The sequence below is a fragment of the Neptunicella plasticusilytica genome (assembly GCF_047922965.1).
In the GTDB taxonomy this organism is placed as follows: domain Bacteria; phylum Pseudomonadota; class Gammaproteobacteria; order Enterobacterales; family Alteromonadaceae; genus Neptunicella; species Neptunicella plasticusilytica.
Window position 1 is genome coordinate 3,865,732 of sequence record NZ_CP150481.1, and the last position, 16,562, is coordinate 3,882,293.

Genomic DNA, 16,562 nt, shown 5'->3' on the forward strand with positions numbered 1-16,562 from the left:
AGCCCATGAGTATTAACGCATTTATATTTGATCTGGATGGTGTGCTGACTGACACCGCTGAGTACCACTATCTGGCTTGGGCAGAGCTGGCCAACGAACTTGGTATTGCCTTTAGTCGCGAAGACAATGAACACCTCAAAGGGGTGGACCGGATGGCGTCACTAGCCTTTATCCTGGATAAAGGCGGCATCACTTTGGATGAGGATAAAAAGCTGCAGCTGGCAGATAAAAAGAACCAGCATTATCAACAATTGATCAACCGGATGTCCCCGGAAGATCTGTTCGAAGGGGTACTCCCCTTGTTTGACCAGTTAAAGCAGCAGGGAATACGTATTGGTCTGGCTTCGGCCAGCAAGAATGCCGCATTGGTACTCACACGACTGGGTATAACCGATGCTTTCGACTATATCGCCGATGCCGCAAAAATTGCTCAGGGCAAACCTCACCCCGAAATATTTCTCACTGTAGCAAAGGCGTTGGATATACCTGTGCACAGTTGTGTTGGGGTTGAAGATTCGATCGCCGGTTTACACAGTATTCTGGATGCTGGCATGCATTCGATTGGAATAGGTGATGCTGAGGTATTGGCCGCTGCCGATCTGGTTTATCCAACCATAGGGCAACTTGATCTGGCTGAGATTACAACAGAATTCTAATGAACGGGCACAACGCCCGTTCTTTAGCTTCTTAAAGTTTACCTTGCTGGATTTGTTTATGAGCATAATCCACAGCACGTGCGGTAAGGGCCATATAGGTAATACTTGGGTTCTGTGTCCCTGAACTGGTCATGCAAGCGCCATCGGTAACAAATACATTCGAGACATCATGCATTTGATTCCATTTATTTAATACGCTGGTTTTGGGATCACGCCCCATCCGCGCGGTTCCCATTTCATGTATACAGGCACCTGGGGCGGTTAAACTGTTATAACTTTTGATATCCACACAACCTGCAGCTTCAAGCATCTCGACTGCACATTTCACCCCATGTTCTCGCAGCTTCATTTCGTTATCACGTAACTTCGCATCAAAAGTAACCATGGGCAAACCATGTTGATCACGCTGGTTAAAATCCAGGTACATGCGGTTTTCATGGTAAGGCAGCATCTCGCCAAAGCAGGTCATGCCGACCTGGTAGGGACCGGGTTTAAACACTTCTGCTTTTAGCTCTTCACCCACCAAACCTTGCGGATTATTTTGCACCCGCATAGCGCCGCCCTGGTAACCAAAACCACGGATATAGTCTTTTTGTTTAGTTTGTTCATCGATATTAGTAAAACGCGGTATATAAAAACCCGTCGGCTTGCGTCCCTGATAATAGTCATCTTCATGGCCGGGAAGTGTGCCTGACGCCCCCATGCCATAATGATGATCCATTAAGTTGTGACCTAACTCACCGCTGGTGTTACCCAAACCATTGGGAAAAGAATCGGAACGGCTGTTAAGCAAAATAGCCGCTGTTGCGACGGTACTGGCATTACAAAATATAATACGAGCCTTGAAATCAATGACTTCACCGCTGTTGGCGTCTTTAATTCTTACTCCACTGGCTTTTTTAGTCGCTGCATCATAGAGAATTTCCATTACAATACTGTCGGCTCGCACAGTCAAATTACCGGTTTCCTTCGCAACCGGCAGTGTAGACGACAGGCTACTGAAGTAACCGCCAAAAGGGCAGCCCCGCCAGCAGCGATTGCGGCTTTGACACTGTCCTCTTGGACCTTTATGTACCTCAGGATTATATTCGGTCAGGTGTGCTACACGGCCCGGGGTGACGACTCTGTCAGGATAGCGTTCTGCCACAGCCTCCCGTACTTTTTGCTCAACACAATTAAGCTGGAAAGGCTTTAAAAACACGCCGTCGGGTATTTGTTTTAAACCTTCAGCCTGTCCTGCTACCCCAACGAAGGTTTCAACGTAGTCGTACCAAGGGGCGATATCGGCATAACGAATTGGCCAGTCAACGGCTACACCGTCGTTTAGATTGGCGCTAAAATCAATATCACTCCAACGATAACATTGTCGGCCCCACATGATAGAACGGCCACCAACATGATAACCCCTTATCCAGTCGAAACGCTGGTCTTCGTTATAAGGATTTTCGTCGTCTTTGTTGATCCAGTGTTTGTTGTCTTCGTTAACCCACCAATTCAGGCGATCCTGTTTTTGATAGTGTTGCTGCTTTTCGGCCAATGGCACTTTGTTGAGATTGGGTAAATCCCAGGTATCCATATGAGCGGTGGGATATTCACCATGCTGCACCATGCGGCCACGTTCAAGCACCAATGTTTTGTAACCTTTTGTACATAATTCCATCGCGGCGAAGCCGCCACTAATACCAGAACCAATAACGATGGCATCAAAGTCTTTATCATTCTTCATGTTTATATTGCCCATGCTTTACCGCCTAATTCTGCAAGCGATACACAAGGTTTGTATTCACCGGGAACAGGAAGATAATTTAAATAGTTTTCTGCAATCTGTTCCGAGAGCAGATAATAAACCACTGTTTGTTGTTTAATATCCGTATAGGCCCAATAGGCGTTATCCTGTTTGTCACTTCGCTCCAGAGCGCGTAACAGATCGGTTTGCTGAGCCGGGGCCAGTTGCGCAAAATTGTTAGCTACAAGAAATTGGCGCAGATCGTTAAAAAGCCCGCTGAATTTTTGTTGATAGTCCGGTTCAAAAACCACCGCACACATATGATCCATCACCTTGTTGACGCCAACATCCGACGCTGAGGGGCTGTCGGTTTTAGGTAAAATCACATCCATTATTTGCGTGAGTAATTGAAAGTCATCAGCAGCAAAAAACTGCGGAGCTGATGAAGCGGACGAATTTAGCTGGTTGCCGGAGCCGGATAACATGGCTGCCGTCACAGGAGCACATAAGGCTGTACCGGTCAGCATCGCGGCATATTTTAGAATTTGTCTTCTATCCATCATGGTTACCTTGTTAATCTGTCACCATATACAGCAACAAATAGGTTACAAACTGACAACAAAAATACCACGATTTAGTGAAACTGGATCAACTGACGACAAATCATAAAAAAGTTGTGGAAAAACAGAATAAACGAAGGTTTGGCGATAACCTCTGTTGGGCAACGATGGTAAACAGACTCCAATTAAAAATGCGCTTTGCGGCTGGACTCCCGTACCACCAATTGCACATCCATAATTTGCGACCCTACCGGCTTACCGGCAATTTTATTCAGTAATTTATTCACCAGCAATTTACCGCCTTCCTGAGTCTGCTGACGTATAGTGGTTAACGAAGGATGGCAAAACAGCGACATAGCCACGTCATCAAAGCCAACTACCGCAACTTCATCCGGCATATTAATTTTTTCAGCGGACAATTTTTTCATCGCGCCCAGCGCAATCACATCACTGACGGCAAAAATAGCATCAAAATTAATCTTGTTTGCCAGCAATTGTTCGGTACTACTAAATCCCGACTCACTGGTAAAATCAGTTACCTGATAAAGCTCATCCCGTATCGAGATACCCGACTGCTCCAGAGCCAGACAATAACCTTGCCAACGCAACTCCATTTCGCTATGGCTGATATCGCCTAGAAATGCGATATCACGACAGCCATGATTAATCAGATGGGTGACGGCTAAATAAGCGCCCATTTTATTATCACTACCCACAGTACAATAATTGGTGCCGGGTAAACTCGCTCCCCAAACGACAAAGGGCAAATCACTGGCTGCCAATGCATCAATACGCTGATCATGTACTCCCTGACCGATCACAATTAATCCGTCAGCCCGTTTGGAATCGAAATAGTAGTTGCGCCAATCATTGGATGCAGTGCGGGTATTGGTTAGCAACATATCGTAACCATGCAAGGTAAGTTCGTCGGCAATAGCGCCGAGAATATCCAGCAGCCAGGGATCGGAAATTCCACGACCGGTCTGATCTTTAAATAGCACTACAACGGCGATAGTATTGGTTTTTTGTAGCCTTAGTGCTCTAGCTTTAGCATTGATCTTGAAGTTGTGTTGTTGTGCAACTTGCTGAATTTTAGCGCGGGTTTTTTCACTGACCAGGCTGTTATTACTCAGTGCTCTGGAAACCGTTGATTCAGAGACCCCGACAATTTTGGCAATATCCGCAATCGATTTCACTTGATCTTGCGCCACAACATGCTCCTGAACAGACTAACTTGATTTTATGCGGGTCATTATTATTCAGTTATTGCTTAAATGCGAGGAACAAAAGCTTGTTGATCAGCGAGATGCGGTTCAACAGCCAGAAAGTTGGCGACCTGTAATTTGACTGCCCAGGCCGCCAGACACACACTTTTTACTAGAAATTATAGCCAACACTCAATCTGACTGAGCGGGGCAGAATATACCGACCATTTGGCGCCGCCGGATTGCGTGGATCGCCTTCGGTCAGCCCCAATTTATCGGTCAGGTTATCCACCGAAACACGCAGGTTAAAGTTGCTGGTCATCTCCCAGTTTACTCCCGCATCAATCTTGGTGTAGCCATCCAGTACGACTGTATTGCCATTATCCGACCAACGGTCATCTACGGATGCGATCGTTCCATACAAAGTCAGATAGCCGCCATTGTCCAGCTCTATGTCATAACTGGGAGTAATGCGTACCTGCCAACCGGGTTGGCGCTGTGCTTCATTACCTTGGTTACCGCTGGAGCTCTCGGTAATTTCGGTATCCTGAATTGTCGCGTTCATATTGATATTCAAACCGGACTCGAATACGTAGTTGGCATCAATTTCAAGGCCGGTTGCTTCGTTTACGGTCAACTCGGCTGGCGCGCCCGGTACTAGCGTATTAGAGCTTTCCACTTCGTTAAAAAACGCGGTGGCATACAAGCTGTAGTTGCTACCCGCCAGTTTGTAGCCAATCTCGCTTTGTTTTACATCGAAAACTAAATCGTTGCCATTTTGATAGTTGCCATAATTATCGCGGAAGTCATCAAAATAAGGCATTTTGCTACCATTATTGATACGCACGAAAATTCCTGAATTATCAGTCAATGCGTAGTTACCACCCACAGTCCAGGACGTAGAATCCTCGTCGTAATCCACGGTTTTATCGATCGCGCCATCCAGCCCTTCGTCCACCGAGTACTGAATAACGTGGTTCTCTCGACGCACACCTAAATCCAGCGTCAGTTGATCGGTAACGTCATACTCGAACGCAGCGTAGAAAGCCCTTGTCCGACCATCCCCGGTTGAATTGATATCGTAGTTCCAGCCGCAGCTGTCGGCATTGTCATTGCAATCAATCCCGGTCAGATTTTCTCCCCCCTGGGCAATCACATGATAAGACTGGTTACCAATGGACCACCAGTCGTTAGCCGAATAACTGGAAGCATACATTCCGAAGGTCATTTTCAGTGCATCAAGTTGTTTGCTGAATGCCAGATCATTGGTAAAGGACTCTATTTCTTTACGCACCACCCAACGACCTATTTGCTGAACCAGAGTGGACCCCGAGTAGGTATCTCCACTTGCAACGCCTACCGCACTTTCGCCATTGTCAGCGACTGAACTCAAGGCCACAGGATTGCCATCAGGCACCAAGCCCAAGGTATCGGCATCACCTTTGGTCAGATTAAAGCGATCGGTAAAGGTCCAGCCATTGCCCAGCTCCAGATTAATCTTGCCGCCGGATATTGAACCATCCCAACCACGACCCTCACCCAAATCAATGTTCTGGGTTGTACCGTCCGGACCGTATTGAATGGTAGCTTGTCTGTTCATGGTGCCAATTTGGGTATAGCCTGCATCCACACCTGATACCAGTGGAGTGGGTAAATACCAAACCCCATGATCATCAGTAATACGTGTATATAAATTAATCTTGCCGTTATCCAACTCTTTAGTCAGGTTAATGGTGAATTGATGACCTTTCTCACTAGTAAAACCTGCATCGCGTATGCCCGGAGAACTTTTAACATAACCCCCGATCATATAGTAAAAATCATTACCTAACTCACCACTAATAACCGCATCCAGGCGCTGCAAGTCGTAATCCGAAGTAGTGTATTTTACCGTTCCCTCGGTACCTGCGGTGCCTTCTTTGAGCATAAAGTTAGTTGTTAAGCCAGGTTGGCCATTGGAAATAACCGGGTTGGGGCCACCACGTAACGCCTCCATAAAGCTGACGGTTTCGTCCATCCGGAATAATGACGAATTTTCCAAAAATGACAGTGTTGGCGGTTGGAAAACGGGAGCACCTTCAAGCTGCACGGTTAAAAACGGAGCATCACCACCACCCGGCATACCACGAACAAAGACGTTAGCACCGGCCACCCCGCCCGAACTTTCCGCCCAGACTCCGGGCACGGCAACAAATAATTCAGCCGTGCTCTTGGGAGCCAGCTTGGTCATCGTCTCTGCCGACAGATTGGTAATAGCGTAACTGGCATCGACTTTTCTTACCGCCGTACCCCCCGGTGTACCAGTAACAACTATTTGTTCGAATTCGTTTTTTTCTTGCTGTTGATTGTCTTTTTGCTGTGCATGGGCCGCCCCCATAGCGACAGATACTGCCAGTGCGATTGCCAGCTTGTTATATTTCATTGTCTCAGTTCCCAAGTTAACGATTGAATAAATCAGGATCCTGCATCGTCGTGTATTATTTTTACTGCTGTACAACGGACGCATTATTATTTTCCCAACTGTTGTGAAATAAAATTAGCGGCTTTTGCAATCGATTGCAATTTAATTTGCATTTTTTTTACAAAAAAGCGTATTTCACGTAACAAAAAATAATTGAACTCGTTAAATTAACCAAGAAAGCGCGCAGATTGACGAAAATCGTCCAGGTTTTGCTGATATCGATTGCAATACGGTTAATATACAAACTTGGGATGAAGTAATATTAAAAAGGGCGTCATCCTTGACGTTCCGACAACAGGTTTCGGTAATCCGGACGTCGATGCATATAAAAGCGCCACACTCATTACATACAATATAGTCCAGAGGGACAGCCGAGCATCCTTGTCTTCAGCTTTGCTACTGCTTCATATCAATAGAGCCTGTCGAACTTTTCGGTATATGAATTGTTCAACAGGCTCTGACTAGCCTAGCGGGTGTTAGCGCAGATATCCGTTGTCAAATGCATCGAATTGTGAATATTTGTAATCACCTGATGAGCTGCATTAAAGCCTCTGTTATGCTAGCCGCCTTACCTGTAGTGGAGTTGATCTTGAAGAAGTTGCTTTCAACTATTTTGCTTTGCGGGCTGTTAATCACCAGCCTGACAGGCTATGCCTGTGAATTGGCCGACCAACACTGTGTGCCACAACGCAGTTGGCAAATTGCCGTTGCAGTTGGAGCCGGCGTTAAGCTTAATCCGCTTTACGGCGGAGATAATATTCCTCTTGTGGTGTTACCCGATATCGCCTGGTATGGCGAATCTGCCTATTTCGATAACGGTGAATTAGGCTATCAATGGATTCAGGATAATCCGTTGTCGCTGGAAACCTTTGTTGCAGTCAACACCGAGAAAGCCTACTTCAGTTTTTGGCATCCAGCCAACGTACTGTTTTCAAATATGGAATTGAGTAGCAGTTTTTCACCTTCACAAGAGCCTAAACGCCGCGTTGATTTTGATGACGCCGCTCATCGTGACTGGGCGCTTGACGCCGGCCTTCGCGCCCATTGGATTACCCGTTCAGGCGAATGGCGGTTAGCAGTGTTAACTGATGTCACAAATACTTATAATGGCCAGCACCTCGATGTGAACTATCAACATGCATGGCAAATTAATCAATGGACATTATCGACAACATTAGGCTTGCAATGGAAGAGTCGCCAGTTGCTCAATTATTATTACGGATTAGGTGACAGGGATAATGTCGGTGACGGTTTTCAGTATCAGGCAGGTAGCGGCTGGTTCCCGTCTATTGGTTTGCTGGCCAGAAGACCTATTTCAGAACGCTGGTCGTGGATTATGCGCGCCAATTACCAGCACCTGCCCGAGTCAATGCGCAATAGCCCTCTGGTGGAACGTAATAACGTGGTCAGCGGATTTATTGGAGCGGCCTATCAATTTTGACAGGGGAGCACCTTGAAAGGATTCGGCTTGATGTTTTTGTTGTTGATGGCGACAACAGAAAGCCAGGCAACAGAACCCGATTGGCAAGTATTGCCTGATACCTGTGTGGTAGACAAACCGGGGGATCTCTGCACCATGTCGCTGACAATTTCTGCGCGGAGTTTGCCGAATGATACTTATTGCCTGTACTTGGCTGATCAGAAGCTCGAATGCTGGCAGACAATAAAACAATCTTTCCAAACTACTATCCGTTACGGACAAAACAGCCGACTCGCTTTGGTTAACAGCCGCGATTATGTTGTACTAAGTGCCGATCTTAAAATTAAAACTCTGCAATCCCCCCAAGGCCGACGCAGGGTTCGCAGCCCCTGGAGTATTTTCTGATGACGAATATATTGCTGGTTGAAGATGACAAAAGGCTTAGTAGTCTGGTGGCCGATTTTTTAACCGAACAAGGCTTCAAAGTGACTTGTCTGTTTGATGGCAGCACTTTGCAACAACAAATAGAACGCAATCCACCTGATATATTAATTCTGGACGTGATGTTACCCGGTCAAGACGGCTTTTCTTTGTGCCGCACGATCCGGTCATCCTACGCCGGTCCGCTGTTATTTATGACTGCCCGTGATGATAATTTCGATCAGGTACTAGGTCTGGAACTGGGTGCCGACGACTATGTGATCAAGCCGGTGGAACCCCGTGTATTGCTGGCCCGGATCCACGCCTTACTGCGCAGGGTAAAATCCACAGCCAGTAAAAAAGATCACCGGCAAATGAGCTTTGGGCAACTGTTGATTAACAGCGCATCCCGACAAGTCACGCTGGCGAGTAAACAGATAGCCCTGACCAGCCACGAATTTGATTTACTATGGATGTTGGCCGAGAATGCCTCTCAGGTAGTGGATCGAAATAAAATTTATGATGAATTGATCGGTCGTCCCTATGACGGACTGGATCGCTCTGCCGATGTGCGCATTTCTCGTCTGCGTAAAAAGTTATTTGATAATCAGCAAAACCCCTACCGAATTAAAACCATATGGGGTAAAGGATTCTTTTTTGTTCCTGATGCCTGGGATTAGGTCGTCGGGCTGAGGTACTGTCGCACTATGGCCAGATTATTCATCAGTTTATACCTTGTCATCGCCCTGTCTCTTATTTTACTGGCGGCGGCAATGGACAATCTGTTTTACGATGATACTCCTCAATCCTCTCCCGCCGCTGAATCGGTCGGCGTGCTATTCAGACACCTCTATCCCAAACATGATATTAGCCAACTCGCCGCCAAATCAGGCATGCATATGTCCTGGAAGAATCCGGACAGCCTGGCCTGGCCTGATTCCATCCAAAAGAGACTGCAGGCCGGACAACCCGTGGTGATCCATGACAACATCAACCGTCAGCAGCTTTATATTCAAATGGTCGATGGTCGCTTGCTGGAATTGACCTTTAACCAGCAAGTCCAGCAGCAGACATCCTATTTATTATACAGCAGTCTGTTTTTCGTCTTGTTAAGTATTCCTTTGGCATTGTGGGTGTGGCCGTTGTGGCGAGATTTGAATGCACTGAAAGCCGCCACCCAAACATTACATGCTGATGGTTCCTTGGCCAAAGTCGAATTATCTACCCATTCCCCGTTAAAACCCATTGCCGACGCATTTAATCAATTGGGACTGAAAATCAAGCAATTGCTGTTAAATAAACGCGAACTGACAGGCGCTGTCGCACATGAATTCCGCACTCCATTGGCTCGATTGAAATTTGCATTGGCACTCAAACCACAAGTGGGAAGCTCTCCCTGGAAAGCCATGAGAGAAGACGTCGATGAGCTGGAATCACTGGTGCAGGAGATGCTTGACTATTCCAGTATGGAAACCAGTGCGCCAGAAATGGATATGTCGGAAATTCCGCTCAAACAAATCTGCGAAGATATCGTCAATAAATTAGCTTATCAGCACGATAAGCATCTGCACGTAGAAGGATTTGACCATATTATTATTGCTGATGCCCACTTTGTGCAACGCTCGTTGCAAAACCTGCTACAAAACGCACTGCGCTACGCCAGCAAGGAAATCTTTATTCGTATACTGCGTCAGCACAACACTATTATTCTGTATGTGGATGACGACGGACCGGGTATTGACGAAGAAAATCATGAACGTATATTCGATCCCTTTTATCGTCCCGATAGCAGTCGTGACAGAACCAGAGGTGGCGCCGGCCTTGGGCTGGCCATCGTAAGACGCATTCAGCAATGGCATGGCGGCACCTGCACGGTAGAAACCTCGCCACTGGGCGGCGCCCGTTTTGTTCTCAGCTATCCGGCTATTGATGCAGAACCGTTAAATAACCTGACCTCCGGATAAATAGCGACATTCCAATTGTTAGCGCTCTATAAGTGGTCCGTGTTAATGAAATGTTATTGACATCCATGGGCGATAAATGTAATCGTTTACAGTTAAACCAGAGCCATCACCTAAGGAATTGATTTATGGCCATTATTTATGTCTCTGTGGCGATTCTGTTATTAGTGTTACTGATCACTTGGGCAAAATTGCACCCCTTTCTGGCCTTTTTAGTCACGTCTATTGTGGCTGCAATACTATTGGGGATCCCGCTTGAGTCCATTCCCGCTACCCTTGAAAAAGGTATAGGTGGTCTACTTGGATCACTAGCCGTAATAATTTGTCTGGGTGCCATGTTTGGAAAACTGGTATCGGAAAGCGGCGCAGCGCAGCAAATAAGTACTAGCCTGATGAAGCTGTGTGGCGACAAATATATTACCTGGGCGCTGATGCTGACCGGTTTTATTGTGGGTATCCCGTTATTTTATAATGTGGGCTTTGTGCTTTTGATTCCGCTGGTATTCTCGGTGGTCTATCAAACTAAATTACCGGCTGTTTATCTGGGCATTCCCTTATTGGCTGCATTATCGGTGACACACGGATTTTTGCCTCCTCATCCATCACCAACAGCATTAGTGCCCCAATTTGGCGCCAATATGGGTCTCACCCTGGTTTACGGCTTAATTGTAGCTATTCCCACCATGGCTCTAGCCGGACCTGTTTTTGCTAAAATGCTGAAAAATATCGATAGTCAGCCTCTGGAAACCTTCAAGCCGGCAAACATCGAAAGTAACAACTTACCCAGTGCCTTTAATAGTTTTGCTACCAGTTTATTACCGGTAGTTCTGATTGCGGGCACAACAGCGTTGCCCTATTTGACCGGGGGTGATCATAGCGCTTTGACTTTTATCAAGTTTATTGGTGATCCTATGGTGGTCATGATTCTGGCATTGGCCATTGCCACTTTTACGCTGGGATTATCGCGCGGTATGAAAATCAGTAAAATCATGGACAGCTATTCGGATGCCATTAAAGATATTGCCGTAATCCTGTTGATCATCGCCGGAGCCGGTGCGTTAAAACAGGTTTTTGTAGCCAGTGGCGTCAGCGCCGATATTGGTGATGCACTGCAAAGTATTGAGTTAAACCCGCTTTTACTGGGTTGGCTGATTGCCACCATTATTCGTATCTGTCTGGGCTCCGCAACAGTAGCCGGTCTAACCGCCGCCGGCATTGTTGCACCATTGGTATTATCCACCGATGTCGATCCTAATCTGATGGTCCTGGCCATTGGTGCTGGCAGCTTAATGTGTTCCCATGTCAACGATTCCGGCTTCTGGATGTTTAAAGGCTATTTTAATCTGAACCTGAAGGATACCTTTAAGTCCTGGTCACTAATGGAAACCATTGTTGGTGTAGTAGGAATTATTATGGTGCTGATACTGGATGCGGTGCTTTAAGCATTTAAATTGAAGGCACACCGCATCAGGTTATTTAAGCCTGCTCGCCGGCAATTCTTATATTCAGCCATTCAATCAATTTGGGCAGGTCCTGTTCCAATGCCTGTTTAAGCTCTTCCAGCCAGTCATGCACATTTTCCCACCAGGCAGGGTGATCTTCCTGTTGAATCAAATTTGCAACCTTACGCACATGGCATAAACCAATGGAGCTGGCCGCTCCCTTGATTTTATGCGCTTCTTCGCACACCCCTTTTTGCTGCTCCGCAGCCAGGTTAGATTCCAGCACGTTCAGATATTCAGGCATTTTTTGCTGAAACATTTCCACGCTGGTCAACAGCATCTGGGCGCCGATGGTATCCACTAACATGGTCAAATTGGTAATATCCAGCACCGATTCATCTTGCACGGGCTCAGCTTGATTGTTCGACACAGCTTGTTCCTTATCTTGTTGTATTGGGGCTAATAACTGATTCATCACTTCGGTCATGCGACTGACTTTAATCGGTTTGGCAATCACATCATCCATACCGTTATCCAGATATTCCTGACGGGTTTTTATCACATTGGCGGTTAATGCCACAATCGGCGTTTGCTCGACAAGGTTTTCATCGTGCAACACATTTGCCACATCAAAACCGGTCATATCCGGTAGCTGAATATCCAGTAAAATTAAGTCAAATTGCTGTTTTCTGGCCATGTCGATGGCCTCGTTACCCGTCATGGCCACTGCAACACGATGGCCCATTTTTTCAAGCACCGCTTTGGCAACCACAACATTGAGTTCAATATCTTCAACCAACAAGATGTTTAAATTACTGACTAACAATTTAGGTTTCTCTACCGGTGTGGAAATCACCACCAGCGGAACCTCGATAATAAACTGGCTTCCCTGACCCACGGTACTTTCAACCTTGATCTCGCCGCCCATCATTTGCACCATCTTCTGGCATATTGCCAGTCCTATACCGGTGCCGGTCGCGGAGCTGAAATTGTTGTCCTTAACCTGATAATACATGGCAAAAATTTTGTTCAACTCTGCAGAAGGTATACCGATCCCGGTGTCGGACACCTTAAATTGTAACACCGGCATACCGGCATCATTATTGACTTTGTTCAACTCAAAGCACACTTTACCGCGCTGGGTAAACTTGACCGCATTGTATAACACATTCCATAGCACCTGGCGCAAACGGGTGCTGTCTGCTTCGATAAATGGTGGTAAGCAATCCGAAAATTCGGTTTCATAGTCCAGTCCTTTTTCACTGGTAATTAAACCGATAACACTGTTGAGTTCCTTGAAGAACAACTTGAGATCGACACTTTCTTTTTTCAGTTCAAGCCTGTCACGCCCCAACTTGTCCAGATCGATAATATCGTTAAAAATGATCCCTAGGGTCACCGCGCTGGTGTAAATGGTATTGACCCAACTGAGTTGCTCGGATTGCAATGGTGTATCTCTGAGCATCCGGCTAAGACCAACAATACCGTTTAAGGGGGTGCGCAATTCATGGCTGATAGTAGCAATAAAGGCGGTTTTATCCCGGCTAGCTTTCTCTAACGCCATTTCCGCTTCTTTTCGTTTGGTAATATCACGACCAAACGCCAGCAATCCTAAACGGTTGCCTTGATTGTCGTAGAACGGCACCTTGCGCATTTCATACAAACGCTGATGCCCACCAGCAAACTTTAACCAACGTTCCTCGGTAATCCCGACGTTGGATTCCAATACCTCCTGATCACTGGCAACGATATCGCCAGCCACATCTTCGTCAAATACATGATGAGGGGTGAGTCCCAACAATTCAGCTTCGCTTTTACCGGTCACTTGCTCGGCAATACGATTACAGCCGGCAAATTTTCCCTGCTCGTTGCGGTAATAGATTAAATCCGGTGAAGCATCGATAATGGATCGCAGTAACATGGATAAACGCTGAGCCTGCTGTTCTTTTTCGGTACGCTCCTTAATTTCCGATTCCAGATCGGCATACAGTTCTTCCAGTTCCTGCTGCGCCTCTTTACGTTGTTCAGCCTCATAATTGAGCTGGTGTATATTGTTCTGCAGCTCCCGATTCAGCAGAATATCTTCTTCACGTAAACGTTCAAGTTGACTCACCACCTCGGTCAGATTGCTGCGTGAAAGTTCCAGCTGCTTGACCAGTTCACTAAAGAAAAATAGTACCCAGGGCGCACTGAGCAAAGTTAAAATAATCGCGGTGATAAAATCCACTAACTGGACTTCACCTGTCACCTGCATTCGCAAGAAATACGATCCCACCAGCGTAAAAGACAGCGCAATAAACACAAACAGAAAACTGGCTTTAAGCGTTCCTGCCTTTTTAACAAAACGTGCAAAGCGAAAAGCCCAGGAATCTGCTGGCTGATGTTGTTGCATAGAATAAGTACCCCGATTCCGTTATATGAACGATCTGAATAAAAATGCTAACATTAGCGGTCAATTCATCTATGGATTGACCTTCTGGATATAACTTGAATTTAGTAAATTCAATCCCATATCGGGTTTTATCCCAAATTGTCCTGCTTAAACAGGCTTAAGCAGCAATTTATTTTTTAGCGGGTTGGTTGTTTTTAACCTAACAACTGAAAATCAGCGTTATGGCATTGCCAGACGATTTTACCCCAATTAGATGCAGTTCGGAGTAGTAATGCCAACAAATTTACCTGATGTCGCCAATCACCTGACGGCTCAAACTGAAGGAGTCCTTGAGCGCGTCGGCATGAGCAACATTGAAGTGCCATTAATGCTGGCCAGCGATGACAACCACCCCAGGATGGTGAGCGCCAGTGTTTCGGCCTACGTTAACCTTATCCAGCCACAAGCCAAAGGCATCCATATGTCACGCTTGTATTTGTTACTGGATAAACTGTCCACTGAAGACAGTCTGACCGTCAGCAGTCTTGAACAGTTGCTACAAGAGTTTATTACCAGTCATGGTGATTTAAGCGACAGCGCCCAGGTTATCGTCAAGTTTGACTATCATATGCGTCGAAGTTCCCTTGTCAGTGGCAAACAAGGTTGGAAAGCCTATCCTGTAGTCATCAATGGACAATTACAACAAGGTAAGTTGTCGATCGAATTATCGCTGGATGTCCCCTATTCCTCTACCTGCCCCTGTTCTGCGGCCTTGGCCAGACAATTGATTCAAGAAGCGTTCCAGCAGAAATTTGCCAACGACAAGAGTGTCGAGCTGGAGCAGATCCATGACTGGCTGGGCACCGTACAAGGTATTGTTGCCACTCCTCATAGCCAACGCAGTGTAGCAGAAATTAAGGTTCAGTTGGCTGAAGGCGTGACAGAATTTCCGATTAAAGCACTGGTTGACGGGGTGGAAAACACTCTTAAAACTCCGGTACAGGCGGCAGTAAAACGTGAAGATGAGCAGGAATTTGCCCGCTTGAATGGCCAAAATCTGATGTTTTGTGAAGATGCCGCCAGAAAATTAAAATATCTACTGGACAATACCCCGATATTTTCTGACTTCTGGCTTAAAGTGAACCATCTCGAATCGCTACATGCCCATGATGCCGTCTCTATCGCGACTAAGGGCCTTGAAAGCGGGTATAAGGCCTAAGTTAGCCTGAGCTCTGGATAAGTTAGATTGTTATAACAGGTCGATATCAATTCAGTCCCCGTTTATTTTTGGTGCCTATAATGGAACAGTCGCTGGAAACAAAGGAAACTTAATGAAAATCGTCAAAATCAGTCTACTAATATTGTCATTCAATGCGCTGGCTTTTGAGGAGGTTAATATGGATAACTTTATAAAGCAGCAAATTGAACATGCCAAACAAATGTTGAATCAGGAGTTTGCCTCTGCAGGCTCCCCAACAATCAAGCTGGCCGAAAAAGTCATTTGGCCTAACAAAGCCTTAGGCTGTCCCCGTGATGACGTCAATTATAACCAGGTATTAACAGACGGGATTCGGATAGTGTTATCGGTAGATGGCAAAGATTATATTTATCATGGTGATAGCAAGGGCAAATTGTTTTTATGCGATCCTTCCAAAGTATCCACCATTTATCGCACAGGCTGGCAAAGCGCGGAATATTAATACAATAGGGCTCATTCAATTGTAAAAAAGGCATCCAATTGGATGCCTTGTTACTTTTCATAGCAGATAAAAAACTTATTTTTTGCTAAAACGTCTGACAGCAAACAGGCCAATTAAGACTAGAGCTAGCATTGGTGGCTCTGGTACAACGGAAGAGTTAACAAAACTCACGTCGCCAAATAAGTAATTACCTTGGGCATCTATGGCATCAAAGTAATTAGCGCCAGCCAGCACATCATAATCAACAATAACTTCATTGCCATTTATATCAATCAGATCAGCAAAGAAGACTTGTAGATTATTTAATAAACCGTCAACCGTAATCGGATATTCAAAAGCTGCCCAGGCATCACCAAAAATATCATCTGCCATGGTAAAAATAGTTCCGCCCAGATTAATCTCGAAATTGAACATCGGATCAAGAGTGGCATCCACTTCTGCTTGAGCATTGGCATTCATCGTATCAAACTCCAGAAAACCAATCACACCAGCAAATCCGTCACTAAGACCAAATGCGTTACCCGGATCAGCGACCACATTATCCAGATAGATATCATGGTGCACAAAAGCTGCGTTGGCATTCAGGCTTGTCAAGGCGATAAATGTAGCGGCGGTTAAACCTAATAATTTCTTAAACATA

14 protein-coding genes are annotated in these 16,562 nt (G+C 45.9%); 8 read left to right on the top strand and 6 right to left on the bottom strand.

Going from position 1 to position 16,562, the window contains the following annotated elements:
- Window positions 1–5 precede the first annotated feature (5 nt).
- Window positions 6–656, top strand: a complete 651-nt coding sequence (gene pgmB, locus V1467_RS17405) for a beta-phosphoglucomutase (RefSeq protein ID WP_416306244.1) — start codon at window positions 6–8, stop codon at window positions 654–656.
- Between the two features lie 31 nt (window positions 657–687).
- Here pgmB and V1467_RS17410 read toward each other — a convergent pair whose 3' ends face one another.
- From V1467_RS17410 to V1467_RS17425, 4 genes are all read right to left on the bottom strand, one after another.
- Entirely contained in the window at window positions 688–2,382 is a 1,695-nt protein-coding gene (locus tag V1467_RS17410) for a GMC oxidoreductase (protein WP_416306245.1), read from the bottom strand.
- A 2-nt stretch (window positions 2,383–2,384) separates the two neighbouring features.
- On the bottom strand, window positions 2,385–2,942 hold the full coding sequence (locus V1467_RS17415; RefSeq protein ID WP_416306246.1) for a gluconate 2-dehydrogenase subunit 3 family protein: 558 nt from the start codon (window positions 2,940–2,942) through the stop codon (window positions 2,385–2,387).
- A 185-nt stretch (window positions 2,943–3,127) separates the two neighbouring features.
- On the bottom strand, window positions 3,128–4,153 hold the full coding sequence (locus V1467_RS17420) for a LacI family DNA-binding transcriptional regulator (protein WP_416306247.1): 1,026 nt from the start codon (window positions 4,151–4,153) through the stop codon (window positions 3,128–3,130).
- A 166-nt stretch (window positions 4,154–4,319) separates the two neighbouring features.
- Window positions 4,320–6,569, bottom strand: coding sequence for a TonB-dependent receptor (locus V1467_RS17425; RefSeq protein WP_416306248.1), 2,250 nt, complete (start codon window positions 6,567–6,569; stop codon window positions 4,320–4,322).
- Window positions 6,570–7,140: 571 nt separating this feature from the next.
- On the opposite strand from V1467_RS17425, the gene V1467_RS17430 reads away from it, so the two are divergent.
- The 5 genes from V1467_RS17430 (at window position 7,141) to V1467_RS17450 (ending at window position 11,851) form a co-directional block, all read left to right on the top strand.
- On the top strand, window positions 7,141–8,049 hold the full coding sequence (locus tag V1467_RS17430) for a MipA/OmpV family protein (RefSeq protein WP_416306249.1): 909 nt from the start codon (window positions 7,141–7,143) through the stop codon (window positions 8,047–8,049).
- A 30-nt stretch (window positions 8,050–8,079) separates the two neighbouring features.
- Window positions 8,080–8,433, top strand: a complete 354-nt coding sequence (locus V1467_RS17435) for a DUF3019 domain-containing protein (protein ID WP_416306250.1) — start codon at window positions 8,080–8,082, stop codon at window positions 8,431–8,433.
- Complete coding sequence (locus V1467_RS17440; RefSeq protein ID WP_416306251.1) at window positions 8,433–9,128, top strand: response regulator; 696 nt, start codon at window positions 8,433–8,435, stop codon at window positions 9,126–9,128. The genes V1467_RS17435 and V1467_RS17440 overlap by 1 nt, the downstream gene beginning before the upstream one ends.
- A 27-nt stretch (window positions 9,129–9,155) precedes the next feature.
- Window positions 9,156–10,412: an ATP-binding protein gene (locus V1467_RS17445; protein ID WP_416306252.1), complete on the top strand. Its 1,257-nt coding sequence runs from the start codon at window positions 9,156–9,158 to the stop codon at window positions 10,410–10,412.
- Window positions 10,413–10,537: 125 nt separating this feature from the next.
- The gene (locus V1467_RS17450) at window positions 10,538–11,851 is read left to right on the top strand and encodes a gluconate:H+ symporter (protein WP_416306253.1); all 1,314 of its coding nucleotides are present in this window, start codon (window positions 10,538–10,540) and stop codon (window positions 11,849–11,851) included.
- Between the two features lie 34 nt (window positions 11,852–11,885).
- Here V1467_RS17450 and arcB read toward each other — a convergent pair whose 3' ends face one another.
- Window positions 11,886–14,243, bottom strand: a complete 2,358-nt coding sequence (gene arcB / locus V1467_RS17455) for an aerobic respiration two-component sensor histidine kinase ArcB (protein ID WP_416306254.1) — start codon at window positions 14,241–14,243, stop codon at window positions 11,886–11,888.
- Window positions 14,244–14,514: 271 nt separating this feature from the next.
- Here arcB and folE2 point away from each other — a divergent pair, with 271 nt between their 5' ends.
- Window positions 14,515–15,441, top strand: coding sequence for a GTP cyclohydrolase FolE2 (folE2, locus tag V1467_RS17460; protein ID WP_416306255.1), 927 nt, complete (start codon window positions 14,515–14,517; stop codon window positions 15,439–15,441).
- Window positions 15,442–15,553: 112 nt separating this feature from the next.
- Entirely contained in the window at window positions 15,554–15,922 is a 369-nt protein-coding gene (locus tag V1467_RS17465; protein WP_416306256.1) for a hypothetical protein, read from the top strand.
- A 75-nt stretch (window positions 15,923–15,997) separates the two neighbouring features.
- On the opposite strand, the gene V1467_RS17470 is transcribed toward V1467_RS17465, so the two are convergent.
- Window positions 15,998–16,561 carry a hypothetical protein gene (locus V1467_RS17470; RefSeq protein ID WP_416306257.1) on the bottom strand — a complete coding sequence of 188 codons (564 nt, stop codon included), beginning with the start codon at window positions 16,559–16,561 and terminating at the stop codon, window positions 15,998–16,000.
- Between the last annotated feature and the right edge of the window lies 1 nt (window position 16,562).